We start from the raw sequence: 17,064 nt of genomic DNA, 5'->3' as shown, positions 1-17,064 counted from the left end.
GGTCTCCCCATGTGAGAGTAGCACACCGTCAGGCTCCCAATTACGAAGAAGCCCGCTCATCTGAGCGGGCTTTTTTCGTTTCTTTTCTCTGGTCAGAGTCTCTGCTAGTCAAAAGCCATAACATTAAGGCTGAATCACTTTTTGCCGGAGCCAGCCACTCAGTTATTTAAAATATAATTGTCTGTCTACCGAAGGATTTCAGAAGAGGGATGATCATTGAAAAGTTGATAGAAAAGGGGAGCAGAGAGAGAAACGGACAGCCAAACCGGACACCGATTGTGAGTATCCGGAGGGATCATAAAAAAGAAGACTTACTGAGAAGTGAACTTAGTGCGCTGGAAAAACATCCATTCCAGAGACACAAATGCGATGAGCATGGTTACCGGCACCTGGTGTGACGGAATGAATCCCAGAGATTTGAATAAGATACTGGCAATAAATGCATAAGCGAGCAGGCCGGTATGCTTAAGAATTGAGGCCCTGTTTGCGGGCTTCAGTATGGCTTTCCAGTTAAACACTGTTCCTCCTATCCGGTGACTAAGTCGAAGCTCCCTGCCAGCGCCTGAAGGCCGTCCTGCAAGGGATGTAAACGTTATATCGGATAAACTGTGCCAGTGAAATGGCTCTGCGTTGAATTACCGGAAGGGGCGGCTAACGGGTTAAAATAAACCCAGTTGCTGGTTGTCTATATCATCATAGTTGATCCCTGTTGCCGGCAGGATGCTTTCAGCAATGGGTCTGATTTGTTTTTCAATATAGTGTTCATAGTCAGGTGGTTGAGTGACATACCCGACAGCCTGCGGTCCTGCTATAGTGACAACATAACGCACTGTAGTTTTGTGCTGGTATTGCAGAGGTTTGCCTGTTGCCAGATTCATCTCATCTGCCTGACGTGCAGCTTTAACATGAGGCGGTTGCGTACGTGTATAAGCATTCAGAGGCTTTCTGAGGCGCCTTGCGTACACCAGAAAGTCATCCAGTTTACCGGCGCGGATATCACTGAGTAATGTTCTGATGTAATCCACAGGAGACTGTTCTGCGAAGACAAGGGCGTAAAGCTTTTCCTGAAATTGACGTGCCAGCGCAGTCCAGTCTGATCTGACATTTTCCAGCCCTTTGAAAATCAGTTGTTCCTTACCCTCTTTTACCACCACGCCGGCATAACGCTTCTTGCTACCTTCTTCTGAACCACGGATTGTGGGCATAAAAAAGCGGCGGAAGTGGGTTTCAAATTCAATTTCAAGATGACAGTGTAAATCAAAATCCTGTTTTAACGTCTCACGCCAGCGGCGGTTGATCATGTCCTGTAACTGCGTACCAATTAATTCAGCTTGCCGGGGTGTGCAGTCATCACCTGTGAATACAAATGTAGAGTCCGTATCGCCGTAAATCACTTCGTAGCCGGCTTCTTGTATCCAGCCGGCAGTGGTTTGCATGATGTCGTGTCCCCGCATAGTGATCGAGCTGGCAAGACGGGGATCGTAGAAAGGGCAACCGCCACTACCGAGCACACCGTAAAATGAATTCATCAAAATTTTTATCGCCTGAGAGCGCGGCGCATCCTGCTGCTGTTTAGCTTCATCACGTTGTTGCCAAAGTCCTGCAATGATATCGGGCAGAAAATGCTCCGTGCGGGAGAACATGGCTCCTCTGTAACCTTCTATGGCGTTTTCAGGGTGCAGTAACCCTTCAGCCAGACCAAGGGGGTCAATAAGAAAAGTTCTTATGATAGAGGGATACAGGCTCTTAAAATCCAGTACCAGTACATTCTTATACAGCCCGGGTCTGGACGTCATCACGTAGCCTCCCGGGCTTGCAAGACCGCCATTCTCCGGGCGGATTCCACATATATATCCCTGTCTGTGCAGCTTAGGCAGATATACGTTTATAAACGATGCAACTGAGCCGCCGGGCCGGGTCATATCCAGTCCGGTAAGGGTGCTGCGTAAAATGAGAAAATCAATGAAACGTGTATGTTCCGCGATGTCGTTTACCAGAACACAATCCTGATGATTGTATGCGAGTAGCTGAGAAGGATTCTCGCGGTATAAGGTTTTAATTTCTTCAAGTTTATCCCCGCCGGTAATCAGCTTTCTTTTATTCAGCAAGGCATTTGCAACAAAGTCCAGTGCGAAGCTTTCGAACTGCCAGGTCATGGTTTTCAGCGCATCAATGCCATCAATGATACAGCGGCCGGGAATCTCTGCTATCACCTGTGAGCCGTCTTCCCACTCCCGTACGGTAAGGGTTTCTCCCTGGCGGCCCAATGTCAGCGGAATGCCTTGTCGCCGTGCCATTCTGTTAAGCACAGCGAGGTCAAACTGCTTGATGTTCCAGCCCAGTATGACATCAGGATCCAGCTTTGCGACAGCCTTGCAGAAAGCGGTAAGGACTTCTTTTTCACCGGGCAGATTAATGACATCAAAGGTCGCAAATTCGTCAGTGACCGGTGTGGTTCCTGCAGTATTCAGCCATACACGGTTCATGGTCTCAGAAGCAACAGCGATGGAATACAGGTTTTCCTTTTCATCACACTCAATATCAACAGATACGCTGGTCAGTTGCGGACGAAACTGTGCCCCTTTCACTTTGGCGTTCACAACCTCATTATGAACCTGCGTCCCGTAAAAACTTACAGCTCCGTACGCAAAACGCTCCATCAGAAAACGGTCTTCAGACTTAATATCTCCCTCGTACAGTGGCAGCCCTGCGCTCTGCATCCCGCGACGTAATTTGTGCCTTGTGAAGTCGTCAGCACACCGCAGTAGTATGACTTCTTCCTGTTCCAGGGTTTTGAAATTGACCGCTTCCGGGGTGATATCCAGGCCTTTCGCCCTGATCAGATTTTGAACCTGTTCCAGATGAGATGTTCTGATGAAGCAAACGCTGGTTTGTGGCTCAGAGATAAGCCGCACCGGACCATTCTCAGTGGAAATCCACAATTCAACGCATTCGCGGCTATCCCTGCGAATGGTCCGGCGGGATAAAATGAAGCCTTTGCCTGTCACTATTGAGATTGTCCGTCCGTAGCAGAGGGCTGACCGGTCACTATTTTATCTCTGCCAGTTTCCTTTGCCTCGTACAACGCTTCGTCTGCGACAGCAACTACTCTGGTCATATTGGAAAACGAAGTGGCATCGACAAGGCCGACGGATAACGTGACCTGCATCGTTTTGATTTTCAGTTCATCAGGAATTTTCCGGACGCTGCCGGCAAAACGCTCAAGCATGTCCAGCGCGTCGTCCGTCCCGGTATGGGGAAACAGGAAAAGAAATTCCTCTCCACCAATACGGCCCAGAATATCCGTTTTCCTGAAATGCTTTTGCGCCTTTCTGCCAAAGGCCCTGAGCACATCATCCCCGGTTTGATGGCCGTACTTGTCGTTAATTTGTTTAAAATGATCGAGGTCAATAACCGCTGCTGTCAAAGGCGTTTTGTGTCTTTGGGCCATCTGATACTGTAACTCAGCATCTTCCATGGTTTTCCGGCGTGTCATTAAACCAGTCAGGCCGTCATAGTTTGCCAGTTGTTCAAGGCGTTTCTGATGACGTTTCCCATTAAAATACAGCCAGCTCAGCAGGCCACATACCACAATAAGCAATCCGATAAGTGCAATTGTATAGCGCTGAAGGCGCTGTTCATTCTTTAACTGGTTTTGCTGACGTAAATTTTGCTCTTCCAGCAGGGCATTTTGCGCCCGCTGCTTTTCCACATCGAAACGGGTCTGTAATTCCAGAATTCGCCTGGAGTTAATTTCTTTCTGTAACAAAGCGCGGTTCTGCCTGTTTTGCAGTAATACCAGATAGGCAGACTGGTGCTCACCTTTGGCGGCAAAAGCGCGGGCTTTTGTATCTGCAATGGCAATTCGTTGTGACAAAAAGGATTCACCCGTGGCCATTTCCTCAGCTCTGGCCAGTCTGCGTAAAGCCTCTTCCGGCTGACCCTGATCAACGGCAATTTGTGCCTTTTCAATTAAGACTTTAATTTGCATAAACGGATTGCCAGCCTGCATAAACAGACTGAGGGCATCATCTAAAAACGGCGATGCATCGGCGGTCATCCCCCGGTCAATCAGCTCAGATGCAATAGCTTCATAACTGAATGCAGCACCCTGTAAATCGCGGATGTTAAGGGCAATATCTGCAGATTCAAGAAGCAGGGTCATGCCTTCATCACCATCGCCGGTTTGGATAGTGGCTTTGCCTAATCCAAACAGGGTATTCGCCAGTTCAAGGCGCACATTATTTTGCCGGTACCAGGTTTCAGCTTCGCGATAGAAACGCAATGCCATTTCAGGTTCCTGCCGGTATTCGTATACAAGGGCAATCATGCTGGCAAAATCAGCCCGGCTGAAAAAAGCACCCGGAGATTCAAGCCGGCGGTAACCTTCCTGAAATAACGCAAGGGCTTCGCTGTACTGGTTTAAAGTTACATTGATATAACCGTTCACACTGATTGCATAAAACAACAGGGCTTCGTCATCACCGTCACGGGCCCGGGCCAGCGATTCTGCCGCAGCAGAGATCATGGATTGAGCAAGACCCAGTCCGTCTCTGGCTTCTGCCAGCGCCAGCGTCAGATAGTCATTTAAAGGGGGAGGCGGTGCCAGTGCCAGACCTGCTAAAGCGGCTTCTTCCGCTTTTTCATGCAAAGCAAGCGCGCCATTTGCACGGCTGATGAGGTAAAAATGCAGGGCTCGCTGTTCTGAAGACAGTTCATCATTGCTGGCCGGTAATGCGTCGAGTACGTCCTGCGGAGAGTTTCTTACACCGGCAAGATGCACGGCGGCATCACCTGTCCACAAGTCTGCGAATACGTTGAAACTGAGAATACTGAAAGCAAGCAGGCCTGCCAGGTATCTTTTAAACCGGTAAGCCGGATACATCACTGTTCCTGTCAGCATAAGAAAAAGACGGTGTATCATAGCCTGATGCGGGCGGGAGGCCAAACATAACCTGCAACAGTTCAGCCCGGGAATATTAATGTGCTTCGTCGTCCGGGGTCAGTACCGGTAAAGTGACTTCAAATACGGTACCTTTACCCACCTTACTACTGACTGAAATTTTGCCTTCATGTTGTTCTATGGCTGTATAAGCCACTGACAACCCGAGCCCCTGACCCAGCCCTTCCGGTTTGGTTGTGAAGAACGGATCAAATATCTTCTTAACGTGCTTTTCTTCAATGCCTTCACCACTGTCGATGATCTTGATGCGGACCGTTGTGTCATCACCATGCACATCTACTTTTACAAACCCTTTATGATTGATGGATTGGGCCGCATTGATCACCATATTCATCAAAGCCTGTTTAAGGCTGCCCGGCTCGCAATAGATTTTCAGGCCGGCGGGTTCACAGGTGACTTTAAACGTGGGCTTTTTGTATTGGACTGATACCAGCTCTGCCATCTGCTTTACCGCTTCATCCAAATCCATCAGTTGCCATCCGGCCGAATCTTCCAGTGCAAACCGCTTAAGGTTCTCGACAATGTCCCGCACACGGATAAGGCCGTCTCTGGACTCATCAATCAGCGGAGTCATATCGTCTTTTAATAAGTCGTAATGATGCTCTTCCAGAAGGCCCGTGATTAGCGTGCGTGTTTTTTCATCGGTATTTTCAATATTGTCTGCCAGCGTGTCGCACAAGGTTATCAGGTGTTCACCGTATTGCTTTAAAGTGTCCAGATTGGCTGAGACAAAGCCAATGGGATTATTGATTTCGTGGGCAATGCCGGCTGCCAGTTGTCCCGTAGAAGCCATTTTTTCTGCCTGGATAAGCTGGCTTTGCGCTGAGTCGAGTTTCTTGATGAGTTTAAGTTGTTCTTCATGCTCACGTTTCAGCGCTTTGGATAATTCCTGCTGGGCAATGAAGTAACTGGCCTGGGCGGTAACGTCCTGAAGGAAAATACACGCCAGCTTGCCATGCTCCGGAGAAGATAAGGGCACGATTTCCATATTCTGGTACATCTGTGTCTCTTCACCGGTAATGGGGCGGCTACTTTTAAACGGAAAAATATGCGGGCGTTGTTCCCAGTAGCTGAAACTGGGATGTTGAAGAACGAAGACAGATTTAATTCTGCGGCGCAGAAACTTTTCCTGCTCAGGGAAGAGCTCTGCTACCGGCTTTTCCATGTAGTCAGCACGGAGTCCGGTTTCCATGCGGTCGATAAAAAAGTCGTTCAGGAAAATGACCTGGTAATCTTCATTTACAATGCAGATCCCAACCGGTAATTTGCCAAAAAGTTGCTCGAACATTAACCCAGCAATTCATCAATAGTTTCGGTTAGCCGTACCAGTGACGCACGGTCGAGACAAAAGACTACCCGCATGGAAAATGAAGAGAGCTCAATATCGAACTGCACTTCCATTACCAGGCTATGCTGCCAGTTAAGTTCGGTGAATGATGCCTTATTCGGAGAAAACAATGTTGGCATATTCAGATTAGTTGCCAGTTCAAGCTGGTTCGATAAACCGGCCAGACAAGCGCCGGCCAGAATATTTGAAAGCTCCAGTATGGTTTCTTCAATATCACTCTGGCTGAGCGGAGCCTCGTATTCGAGCAGGCTGGCCACTTCGGTTAAACCCTGCTCTGATACTACCGCCATCACTTCACCCTGGATATCTCCAAGGAAAGATTGTCTGGTGTAAAACGCATTTTCACTGCGATTAATAAGTGTAAATAATTCGGCTGGCGTAACGGCTGATATTTTAGGTATGGAGATACCTATTTTGGTTTCTATCAGGTGCGCCAGCGAATTAGCAGCTTGCCCCATAGAGATATTCATTAGCTCCTGAAGGGCGTCACGTTGATCTTCTGTGAGGGAAATAACACTGCTCATAGATACCCCAGCTCAAACAATGTCATGGCTAATTCTTCTTTATCCAGAGGCTTTCTGATGAATTTGTGCGCCCCCAGATCCATAACAATGCGTTGTTTTTCAGGCTGGAAGTCAGCACTGATCACAATCACATCTGGTCTTTCTTCTTTGTCCGCGAGGTATTCAAGCACACCGACACCGTCCACCTCGGGCATAGTCAGGTCGAGTAATAGTAATCTGAACCCGTTCTTTTCGAGCAGATCAATTGCTTCCCTGCCATTCGCAGCTTCTGTGACAGTAAACTCGATTTCAGGCGGAAGCGCTTTTAGTACACTTCTTCGTGACAGACGCGAGTCATCGGCCACAAGTAGCGGAACTGTCATTCTTACCTCCAGACAATTTCGAACCTATCATGAGTATTTGCGATATTTTCATTCCTGCAAGTCCACCTGAAAAAAATCTTTCAATTTCGACTATTTGCTAATATCACGTCATTTTGAGTATAGGTCTTTTGTGACATTTGTGTGTTATTCTTTAGGTGAAATTTTCTGCACAAATGTCACTAAAACCTTCCCGAATCCAGTGTAGCTAACTTTTCACCTGAGCTACCGGATGCAACGCCATAATCTGATATAAGCCGTCATACTTAAGAACGTTACAAACGGCTGCCTGCTTTCATTTTCTCCAGTTGAGAAACCATTGCCTGAGCGATATTCTCAAGTGGCAATATCTTTTCTGCCGCCCCCAGCGAGACGGCAACTTTAGGCATACCATATACCACACAGGTATCTTCATTCTGACAAATGGTGAATGCACCTTTCTCTTTCAGCGCCAGCAACCCGTCTGCGCCGTCTTTACCCATACCTGTCAGCAAACTGGCCACCACGTTACTGCCGGCAGATTCAACCAGCGAGGTAAACATCATATCCACCGAGGGCTTGTGGCCACTGACACGGGGCCCATCATTTAACCTGATCCGGTAATCGGCTCCACTGCGGACGATCTCCATATGTTTGTCGCCCGGAGCCAGATAGCCGTGGCCGGGAAGTAAACGCTCATCACCACGGGCTTCCACAATTTTTAACTGGCTGCAGGCATCCAGCCGCTTTGCAAAGGTGCTGGTGTAACCTGGTGGCATATGCTGGGTGATAACAGTCGCCGGTGCATTGACCGGTAACGCGCTGACTATGGTTTTTATCGCTTCCGTGCCGCCGGTAGAAGCGCCGATGGCGATGATTTTCTCAGTACTTGAATAGGTGAGGGCTGTCGTTGCTTTAACTGTGGCCGGCTTTTGCTGACGCACCCGTGAGCGGGCTGCCATACGTATCTTTGATAAAATCAATTCGCGGTATTCTTCTATTCCCTGCACAACTCCCAGTTTGGGTTTGGGAATAAAATCAACAGCGCCAAGCTCCAGTGAACGGATGGTGGCATCAGCGCCTGCTTCCGTGAGGGTGGATATCATTACCACCGGTGTGGGACGTGCTTTCATCAGTACATCGAGGAAACGCAGGCCGTCGACCTTGGGCATTTCAATATCCAGAGTGATGACGTCCGGATTGTGCTCCTGCACCATCTTTTTGGCGACATAGGCATCGGGTGCGGCACCAACCAGCTGCATATCGCTTTCGCTTTTTACGATTTCGCCAAGCAGATTTCTGATTAACGCGGAGTCGTCTACAACAAGTACTTTTATCGTCATGGCTCACCTAATCAAACTGTTCAAATTCACTCTGTTCAGGCTCTTTTTTCAACTTAATGCGGTAAGCACTTTCCCGGTCCATGATCGTTGAATTATTGAATTTCCGTATCCGCTTCACGAGTACCTGTCCTGAGTCAGGGAAGAAATATATTTTGCGGGCGTAGTCTTCCAGTAAATCGCTGGCAACGATTGGAATATGCTCTCTTCGTAAGTAAGCAGTTACAAACTCAGAGTTCATCTGGCCGACATTGGTGACGGATATACCCGCAACCACATTTCCGCCGCCAAATACTTTGGCTTGCAGGTGCCGCTTATCGGCACCTAAATTCATCATCTGATTAATCAACAACTCCATGGCATACATGCCATATCGGGAGGCTTCACAAAATTCCCCTTCAGAGCCTCTGTCTGAGGGCAGCAAAAAGTGATTCATGCCGCATACGCCGTTGTGCAAATCCATCAGACAAGCAGACACACAGGAGCCGAGAACCGTGACCATCAATGTGTCATTGCCGGTAGAAAAATACTCACCCGGCAGAATTTTTACAGCCTGCCGGACAAAGCGGGGATCGTAATATGTGTTGGCTTCGTGCCCCACGCCGTCCATGAAGGTTTCAGCCATAGCGTCTGCCTTCACGGGCTGGTTTGTAAATGGTTTTCCCCACTGGCGTAACGATCTGTGAATCCTTATTGAAGTTCTCTGAATGTCCGGCGATGTATAAACCGTCATCCGGTAACAGTGCCACCATGCGTTTCAAAATATTCAACTGGGTGGGCTTATCAAAATAAATCATCACGTTACGGCAGAATATGACATCAATGGGTCCCCGTATTGGCCAGGTCACATCCATCAGATTGATGCGTCTGAAACTGACATTTTTTCGCAGTTCCGGTACTACCCGCACTTTACCTTTCTGGCTGCCTTTACCTTTGTGCAAAAACTTCTTGCACTGGTGCGGTGTCAGTTTGGTTGTTGCCTCGCTGTTGTATATGCCTGCGCTGGCTTTCGCCAATACCTGGCTGTCAATGTCTGATGCAATAATCGAAACCGGATTATCAAAACTGTCGAAAACCTCTGCCACTGTCATTGCAATGGAGTAGGGCTCTTCGCCGGTACTGCTGGCTGAACACCAGATTGTCCGCTGGCCAGAATGCGTCCGCAGGTAATTTGCCAGCGCATCAAAGTGGTGGGCCTCACGGAAAAATGAAGTCAGGTTTGTCGTCAGGGCATTGATGAAGTTCTCGTCTTCTTCAGGCGTACGTTTCAGGTATGTGAGGTAGTCATCGAAGCTGTTCAGCGACAACGCCCGCAGTCTGCGGGCGAGTCTGCTGTAAACCAGTGAATCTTTCGTATCTGTAAGATTGATTCCTGCCTTTTGATATAAGGTTCGTCTGACTCTCTCAAAATCCTCTTTATTAAACGCAAATTCTTGCCGGGCGCTCTGGCTCATACCGGCCCATCTCCTTTAAAAACTTTCCCATTCATCCGTATCTTCAGGAGCCGCTGCCTTTACTGGAGGTTTGCTGCTTTTCCCGTTTGATCCTATTGCTGCTGCCGGCTTGCGGGACTGAGATTTCGGTCTTGCACTAATGGCAGGTAAGTCTTCCATCGGGTCTGCTGAGCGGTCTTTATCACTTAATTTAAATGTGGCCACACGCTCTGACAGTTGTGCTGCCTGCTGACGCATACTTTCCGCTGCTGCTGCGGCCTCTTCGACCAGCGCCGCGTTCTGCTGCGTCATTTCATCCATTTGAGTAACGGCTTTACTGATTTCGTTTATGCCGTTGGACTGTTCAGAAGACGCCGCAGCAATTTCTGACATAATGTCGTTAACCCGCTTAATGGAAGTAACCACTTCGCCCATGGTGTCACCGCTCTGTTTCACCAGCGTGTTGCCGCTGCCAATCTTATCTACCGAGTCTGAAATCAGCTCTTTGATGTCCTTTGCAGCTTCTGCAGAGCGCTGTGCCAGCGTTCTTACTTCGGAGGCGACTACCGCAAATCCGCGTCCCTGTTCACCGGCACGGGCGGCTTCTACGGCAGCATTCAGCGCCAGAATATTGGTCTGGAAGGCGATGCCGTCTATTACACCGATAATGTCTGAAATTTTCTGGGCTGACTCGTTGATGCTGCCCATGGTTTCAACCACACGCTGAATCATATTGCCGCCGTTTACGGCGATAGATGAAGCCTGTGATGCCAGACTGTTGGCCTGCTCCGCATTCTCTGCATTCAGGCGCACAGTACCGGTCAGTTCTTCCATTGAGGACGCAGTTTCTTCCAGACTGGACGCCTGCTGCTCTGTCCGGCTGGATAAGTCTGCATTTCCGCTGGCGATCTCACTGGATGCACTGCTGATTGTTTCAACAGCATGGTTGATGCGTGAAATGGTGACCCGCATATCACGGATGAACTGGTTGATAGACTCTCCCAGCACTTTGAACTCGCCTTCAAACTCGTGCTCAATCTCGCAAGTCAGATCGCCCTTCGCCAGTTGGGTCATAACTTGTTTAATATCGTAAACTGCAGTGGTACGGGCGGTGACATCGGTTGCGTATTTCACCACGCGGAAAGGTTTGCCATTCTGGTTCAGAATGGGGTTATAAGAAGCCTGAATCCAGATTTCCTTGTTGCCTTTACCAAAACGTTTGTACTCGCCGGACTGGTAGACACCGTGATTCAATTGATCCCAGAACGAACGGTAATCATTGCTGTTGCGGGTTTCCTGATCCACAAACATGCTGTGATGTTTACCTTTAATTTCATCAAGGGTATAGCCAAGCGTGTTGAGGAAATTCTCGTTGGCGTGGATAACCATGCCGTCCATATCGAACTCAATCACAGCCTGAGATTTGCCAATAGCCGCAATTTGACCTTCGAAATAAGCGGTACGTAACTTTTCTTCGGTAATGTTGGTCGCGTATTTCACTACTTTGAAAACATTGCCGTCCATATCCAGAATAGGGTTGTAGGAGGCCTGAATCCAGATTTCCTCACCGGCTTTATTAATTCGCTTAAACTCACCGGAGAAGAATTTACCTTTCTTCAGGTCAGCCCAGAATTGAGAATATTCCTCTGAGCCCCGGGTTTCTTTATCTACAAACATTCTGTGATGCTTGTCTTTTATTTCATCAAGGGTGTAACCCACTGTGTTCAGGAAGTTATCATTAGCCCACTGGATAATACCGTCCACATTGAACTCAATGACCGCCTGAGATTTACCGATGGCGTTAATTTGCCCTTCAAAGTAAGCATTTTTCAGTTTTTGTTCAGTAATCAACGTGGCGTATTTAACGACTTTGAAAACCTTGCCGTTCATATCAATAATCGGGTTGTAAGATGCCTGAATCCAGATCTCGTTGCCGCCTTTGGCAACCCGTTTATATTCCCCTGACTTAAAGTTGCCGCCCCGTAATTCATTCCAGAAATTGCTGTAAGCAGCACTGATTTTTTCAGACGGCTCAACAAACATGCTGTGGTGCTGGCCTTTTATTTCATCCAGGTTGTAGCCGGTGGCACTTAAGAAATTGTCATTGGCCCACTGAATGTTGCCGGAAGTATCAAATTCAATAACGGCCTGAGCTTTACCAATTGCTTCAATCTGGCCTGAATAATCGGCATTTTTCAGTTTTTCTTTTGTTATATCGATGGCAAACTCGACCACCTTGGTAACTTTGCCGGCAGTGTCGAAAATCGGGTTATACGACGCCTGCACCCAGAATTCTTTGTCATCTTTGCCAAAGCGTTGATATTCCCCGGAGTCAATTTCGCCGCGCCGTAATTTATCCCAAAAGTTTTTATATGCCTGATTGTGAACCAGTTCCTGCTTCACGAAAGCGCTTTGATGTTTACCCAGTACTTCAGCCCTGCTATAGCCGGTGAGCTTCAGGAAATTCTCATTCACGTCGATGAGTTCACCCTCTGCTGTGTATTCGGCCAGTGCCTGAACCCGGTGAAGGGCCTCCAGCATGCCTCTTTTCAGCAGAAGTTCTGTTTGATCCACCCATTCCACCATGGTGCCCACTGAGTGGCCTTCTTCGTCCTTCAGCGGGGTTAGGGTGAGTTTAAAATTAACTTTGCCAACAATGATATTCGAAGACATCGGACGCTTTAGCTCTGCCAGCATGCCTTTTTGATGAGCGGGGTTCTTATGGAACTGATCGATGTTCTCGCCAATCAGATTGTCTGCTGAAAAATGCGGCAATACTTTCTGTAATTCTGCTTCGTTATCCTTTAATAACTTAACGACGGCTTTGTTGGCGTAGACAATATTTCTGTCTGCGTCAGCCATCATGATGCAGCAGGTAGAAGCATCGACAGCCTGCGATTTACGCAGCATCTGAATTTTCTGATCACGCGAAGCTTCGCTGTTGATCCAGTCAAACATACCCATAATTACTCTCCCTCACCGGTCAGTTGCTCTGCAACAAGACCGATTTCTTCGCTGGAAATTAGTTGTTCAATGTTAACCAGAATGACCATATGGTCATCCACAGTTGCCAGCCCTTTCAGGAACCGGCTGTCGAAAATCACCCCGAAATCAGGTGGTGGCCTGACTTCATCTTCCGTAAGGCGTACAACATCCGAGACGCCATCAACGACTATGCCCACAACACGGTTATGAACATGCAACATGATGACGATGGTGAATTCATTGTAGGTCGGATCCGGAATATTGAATTTAATCCGCAAGTCGACGATGGGGACGATGTCACCGCGAAGATTCAGCACGCCTTTGATAAATTTGGGCGCATTGGCGATAGGTGTGACTTTCTCGTAGCCGCGAATTTCTTTTACTGAGGTAATATCGAGGGCATATTGCTCAGAGCTTAAAATGAAGCTTAAGTATTCCTGAACATCTTTAGATGCGAGATGGTCTCTGGCATGGGCACTCATGATACTTTTTCCTCTTCATGAACAGGTTTGCACAAGTCTGCGATGGCATCTGCATCCAGGATCATGGCAACACGGCCATCTCCCATGATGGTGGCACCGGATATGCCGGGCACTTTACGGTAGTGCTGTTCGAGACTCTTGATCACCACCTGTTGCTGGCCGAGCAGAGAATCGACCTGAATAGCAAAGCGACGTTTGCTGCTTTCCAGCAGTACAACAATCCCTTTCGTGGGGTTCGTAACAGCATGGTCCACATGCATCATCTGGTGAATCGGTACCAGAGGCCAGTACTGCTCTCTTATCCACAGCAGATGTTCGTTCTTAATCAGTTTGAGCTGTTCTTTTACCGGTTGCAGCGATTCGATGATATTGACCAGCGGGATGACAAAAATCTGGTCGCCCACGGCAGCACAAATACCGTCTACAATAGCCAGCGTCAGGGGCAGGTGGATATGAAAGGCTGACCCGAGACCTTTATGTGAATCGATTTCTATGCGGCCGCCAATCGCTTCAATATTCCGGCGGACAACGTCCATACCAACACCACGACCCGAAACGTCGGTCACTTCCGCTGCCGTGGAAAATCCGGGCTGGAAGATCAGTAACCAGACCTCGCTGTCAGGCATGTCCGGTGTCACCGGCAGGCCATTTTCTGTTGCTTTGGACAGAATGCGTTCACGACTGAGTCCTGCCCCGTCATCAATAATGCTGATGACAATCGAACTGCCACGCTGTGCAGCCCGTAAAATCACGGTACCATTTTCAGTTTTGCCTGATGCGACCCGGTCTGCCGGCTTCTCTACACCATGATCGATACTGTTTCGAACCAGGTGAGTCAGAGGGTCGACCAGCTTTTCAATCATGCTTTTATCGATTTCAGTTGCGCCGCCTTCAATAACGAGGTCAACTTTTTTACCGAGTTTAGAAGACAGATCCCGCACAACACGGGGGAAGCGGTTAAACGTCATATTCACCGGCAGCATACGCATGGACATTGCCGATTCCTGAATCTCGCGGGTATTACGCTGCAGTTCTGCAATGGCCGTCTGCAACTTCTGACCTATGGCTCCGGTAACTTCATCACCAATCATCGACAACATGGACTGGGTAATAACCAGTTCACCCACCAGGTTTACCATCTGATCAATTTTCAGGGTGTCTACACGAATAGAAGACGCTTCTTTGTTAGCCGCAGATTTCGCTGCAGCTTTCTTAGCCGCAGGTTTAGCGGCAGCTTTTGCCGCCTCTGCCGATGCGGCTTTGGCATCTTCTGCAACGGCTTCAACCGGTTTGAAGAAACCGTAACCTTGCTTTTCTTCCGGTGATGCAGCAGGTTGAGGCTCATCATCAAAGAAGCCAAACCCGTCTATATCGTCATCTTTTGCTTCTGCTTTTGCCGCTTCATTTTCTGTGTTTTCTGCGACTTCCGCTGTTTCTGCTGCGGGCTCGTCATCATCATCATCGAAAAAGCCGAAACCATCGATATCATCGTCGTCTGCCGCAGCGCTTTCTGCAGCGGGTTGCGGAGCATCTGTTGCCTGTCCGTCGGCTGCAGCCAGCGCTTTTTCAAGGGCTGCTACACCGGAGTCTATGTCAGATTGAGGAAGCTCACTGCCGGTTCGGTATGCATCCAGAATGACCTTAAGTAAGTCTACCGTTTCAAGAAACAAATCAACGGTAGGCACGTCCAGCGAAATGGTTTGCTTACGGGCTTTGTCGAGCAAATTCTCCATGACATGGGTGAGCCCGGTAAGCGCATCAAAACCGAAGATTCCACTGCCACCTTTGATTGAGTGGGCGGCCCGGAAAATACTGTTGAGCTGCTCAAGATCGGGATCTTCGACATCCAGTTCCATGAGGAGCTGTTCCATGTCATCCAGGTGTTCCTGACTTTCGTCGAAGAAGACCGCGTGGAATTGTTCGATATCGATAGACATAGTGACGCTTCCTGTTACAACTAACCGAGAACCTTACCTACAACCGCAAGTAATTTGGCAGGGTCGAAAGGCTTAACCATCCAGCCTGTGGCACCGGCAGCTTTCCCTTTTGCCTTCATGTCGTCACCCGCTTCCGTGGTGAGCACGATAATGGGCGTACGGGCATAGGCTGACATACCGCGAAGGTTTTTGATCAGCGTCAAACCGTCCATTCTTGGCATATTCTGGTCAGTTAAAACGAAGTCGAAGCGTTTCACTTTGCATTGATCTAACGCATCCTGTCCGTCTACGGCGGTAGTTACAGGGTAACTGGCTGACTTTAAGGTCACTTCTACCATCTGGCGGATTGATGGTGAGTCATCAACAATGAGGATATTCTTACTCATAATACTCCCGACAATTTTTTCACGTGTTGCGCCGAATCCGGCGATTCCATGTCATCCCGGCTAACAAGCGAGCCGCGCTGGTGGTTGCTAAAATAATTCAATTTCTCCGGCATCGATGCTGCTGGCAGATACCGGATTATGATCGAGGTTAGCCCGGTTTTTCATGCTGCTCTGCAGCTCTTCCAGGTTCTTTTTAACCGTGGCAATATCATTGGTTCCCAGCAGAGGCAGTTGCTCATTAACGATTGTGAGCATTTCCTGGGTATAGGTGAGGTTCTGACCGTTAATGTCGCCAAACTGCATGCCGCGGATAGCAGAGCCGATAGCACTGTCCAGCTGACCGGAGATCCCTTCAAGTTCATTCGTTGTGTTCGCGTCGCTCTCAGCTTTTACGATAATCGCGTCCAGCTCTCCCTGAATGTCCCGCTTTGCTGTAATGATATAGCTTGTATCCTGGGCGGCGAGTGTGCGGACATCCTGCGTGAGTTCATCAATTTGCACGCCGATGTTTTCCATCTGTTTCTTGATAACGCCGCTGAACTGAGTGGAGCGGTTCGACAGAGCACGAACTTCGTCTGCAACAACAGCAAAGCCGCGGCCTGCTTCACCGGCACGTGCCGCTTCAATTGCAGCATTCAGTGCCAGCAGGTTAGTCTGGGCAGAAATATCATCAATATCGCCAAGGGCTTTAAGCACTGTAGGCATGGTGTCGTAGATACGGTTTACTTTTTCCAGAATGGTGGTGGTGCCTTCTGAAATCTGTTCGGTAGACTCAAGGAATTTATCCAGTGACTTCTCTGTTTCATCAGCAAAGGTACGCATGCGGTTTGAGTACATTTCGCCGCTGTCAGAATCTGCCTGAATCAGTCGGGTAATACAGGTGTTTTGCTCGCCTACAAGGCGTTGCAAATTGAGGAAAGCTTCACTTAGAGTGGTTACCGCATCGGTTTGTGTATTGAAAATGTCAGACAGGTTTTTCTCACAGTCACTGATAATTTTAGCCATATCCTGAGTTACCGACATCATATCGCCGGTGACTTCCTGTTGTTCAAATACAGGCTCAGCGTGTACAGCCTGAGTTTCGGCCTGTGGTTCTGTATCTCCTGATTGCATTTTTGCTGCCAGAAAAACGCCGATGGAAGAAACGACTATTGCCGGATAAGCAAGACCCACTGACACTAAACCAAAGCCCACAACAAGGCTCACGCCTGCACCAATCATTGCAATTGGTGGTGTATTTTTTATTCCGACCATAATTTGATTGTCACTCATCATAATACATTCCGGGATTGTTACTGCCTGCACGTTGTCGGCTTTTTCTGTCTCTT

Annotated in this window: 14 protein-coding genes; all 14 read right to left on the bottom strand. The window is 48.5% G+C overall.

Annotated features, from left to right (window positions below):
• Positions 1-311: 311 nt before the first annotated feature.
• On the bottom strand, positions 312-518 hold the full coding sequence (locus ACXAH4_RS13750) for a hypothetical protein (protein WP_474882274.1): 207 nt from the start codon (positions 516-518) through the stop codon (positions 312-314).
• Positions 519-659: 141 nt separating this feature from the next.
• Positions 660-3,008 (bottom strand): DNA polymerase II, encoded by a 2,349-nt coding sequence (locus tag ACXAH4_RS13745; RefSeq protein WP_474882273.1) that lies wholly within the window; start codon positions 3,006-3,008, stop codon positions 660-662.
• Entirely contained in the window at positions 3,008-4,924 is a 1,917-nt protein-coding gene (locus ACXAH4_RS13740; RefSeq protein WP_474882271.1) for a GGDEF domain-containing protein, read from the bottom strand. Before ACXAH4_RS13740 ends, ACXAH4_RS13745 begins: the two co-directional genes overlap by 1 nt.
• 55 nt (positions 4,925-4,979) lie before the next feature.
• Positions 4,980-6,251, bottom strand: a complete 1,272-nt coding sequence (locus tag ACXAH4_RS13735) for a sensor histidine kinase (RefSeq protein WP_119502494.1) — start codon at positions 6,249-6,251, stop codon at positions 4,980-4,982.
• Positions 6,251-6,835, bottom strand: coding sequence for a chemotaxis protein CheC (locus ACXAH4_RS13730; RefSeq protein ID WP_119502493.1), 585 nt, complete (start codon positions 6,833-6,835; stop codon positions 6,251-6,253). The genes ACXAH4_RS13735 and ACXAH4_RS13730 overlap by 1 nt, the downstream gene beginning before the upstream one ends.
• Positions 6,832-7,197: a response regulator gene (locus ACXAH4_RS13725; RefSeq protein ID WP_119502492.1), complete on the bottom strand. Its 366-nt coding sequence runs from the start codon at positions 7,195-7,197 to the stop codon at positions 6,832-6,834. The genes ACXAH4_RS13730 and ACXAH4_RS13725 overlap by 4 nt, the downstream gene beginning before the upstream one ends.
• 272 nt (positions 7,198-7,469) lie before the next feature.
• The gene (locus tag ACXAH4_RS13720; RefSeq protein WP_474882269.1) at positions 7,470-8,516 is read right to left on the bottom strand and encodes a protein-glutamate methylesterase/protein-glutamine glutaminase; all 1,047 of its coding nucleotides are present in this window, start codon (positions 8,514-8,516) and stop codon (positions 7,470-7,472) included.
• A gap of 7 nt (positions 8,517-8,523) precedes the next feature.
• On the bottom strand, positions 8,524-9,138 hold the full coding sequence (gene cheD, locus ACXAH4_RS13715) for a chemoreceptor glutamine deamidase CheD (protein ID WP_474869018.1): 615 nt from the start codon (positions 9,136-9,138) through the stop codon (positions 8,524-8,526).
• A complete protein-coding gene (locus tag ACXAH4_RS13710; protein WP_474882268.1) occupies positions 9,131-9,967 on the bottom strand; it encodes a CheR family methyltransferase in 837 nt (278 codons plus the stop codon). Before ACXAH4_RS13710 ends, cheD begins: the two co-directional genes overlap by 8 nt.
• Positions 9,968-9,982: 15 nt before the next feature.
• Positions 9,983-12,910 carry a methyl-accepting chemotaxis protein gene (locus tag ACXAH4_RS13705; protein ID WP_474882267.1) on the bottom strand — a complete coding sequence of 976 codons (2,928 nt, stop codon included), beginning with the start codon at positions 12,908-12,910 and terminating at the stop codon, positions 9,983-9,985.
• Between the two features lie 2 nt (positions 12,911-12,912).
• Positions 12,913-13,413 (bottom strand): chemotaxis protein CheW, encoded by a 501-nt coding sequence (locus ACXAH4_RS13700; RefSeq protein ID WP_119502487.1) that lies wholly within the window; start codon positions 13,411-13,413, stop codon positions 12,913-12,915.
• On the bottom strand, positions 13,410-15,350 hold the full coding sequence (locus tag ACXAH4_RS13695) for a chemotaxis protein CheA (RefSeq protein WP_474882266.1): 1,941 nt from the start codon (positions 15,348-15,350) through the stop codon (positions 13,410-13,412). Before ACXAH4_RS13695 ends, ACXAH4_RS13700 begins: the two co-directional genes overlap by 4 nt.
• A gap of 20 nt (positions 15,351-15,370) precedes the next feature.
• Positions 15,371-15,736, bottom strand: a complete 366-nt coding sequence (locus ACXAH4_RS13690; protein WP_119502485.1) for a response regulator — start codon at positions 15,734-15,736, stop codon at positions 15,371-15,373.
• Positions 15,737-15,823: 87 nt separating this feature from the next.
• Entirely contained in the window at positions 15,824-17,011 is a 1,188-nt protein-coding gene (locus ACXAH4_RS13685; RefSeq protein WP_474843430.1) for a methyl-accepting chemotaxis protein, read from the bottom strand.
• Positions 17,012-17,064: the final 53 nt, after the last annotated feature.

It is taken from the genome of Alteromonas sp. ABV2_168 (assembly GCF_056161165.1).
The sequence above is the reverse complement of the archived record's forward strand: the minus strand, read 5'-3'. Positions and strand labels throughout refer to the sequence as shown.

Bases quoted from the DNA above. Each gene is read 5' to 3' on its own strand.
- ACXAH4_RS13705 (WP_474882267.1), bottom strand. From the start codon at position 12,910: ATGGGTATGTTTGACTGGATCAACAGCGAAGCTTCGCGTGATCAGAAA.
- ACXAH4_RS13720 (WP_474882269.1), bottom strand. From the start codon at position 8,516: ATGACGATAAAAGTACTTGTTGTAGACGACTCCGCGTTAATCAGAAAT.
- cheD (WP_474869018.1), bottom strand. From the start codon at position 9,138: ATGGCTGAAACCTTCATGGACGGCGTGGGGCACGAAGCCAACACATAT.
- ACXAH4_RS13685 (WP_474843430.1), bottom strand. From the start codon at position 17,011: ATGATGAGTGACAATCAAATTATGGTCGGAATAAAAAATACACCACCA.
- ACXAH4_RS13690 (WP_119502485.1), bottom strand. From the start codon at position 15,736: ATGAGTAAGAATATCCTCATTGTTGATGACTCACCATCAATCCGCCAG.
- ACXAH4_RS13735 (WP_119502494.1), bottom strand. From the start codon at position 6,251: ATGTTCGAGCAACTTTTTGGCAAATTACCGGTTGGGATCTGCATTGTA.
- ACXAH4_RS13740 (WP_474882271.1), bottom strand. From the start codon at position 4,924: ATGATACACCGTCTTTTTCTTATGCTGACAGGAACAGTGATGTATCCG.
- ACXAH4_RS13710 (WP_474882268.1), bottom strand. From the start codon at position 9,967: ATGAGCCAGAGCGCCCGGCAAGAATTTGCGTTTAATAAAGAGGATTTT.
- ACXAH4_RS13730 (WP_119502493.1), bottom strand. From the start codon at position 6,835: ATGAGCAGTGTTATTTCCCTCACAGAAGATCAACGTGACGCCCTTCAG.
- ACXAH4_RS13695 (WP_474882266.1), bottom strand. From the start codon at position 15,350: ATGTCTATCGATATCGAACAATTCCACGCGGTCTTCTTCGACGAAAGT.
- ACXAH4_RS13725 (WP_119502492.1), bottom strand. From the start codon at position 7,197: ATGACAGTTCCGCTACTTGTGGCCGATGACTCGCGTCTGTCACGAAGA.
- ACXAH4_RS13700 (WP_119502487.1), bottom strand. From the start codon at position 13,413: ATGAGTGCCCATGCCAGAGACCATCTCGCATCTAAAGATGTTCAGGAA.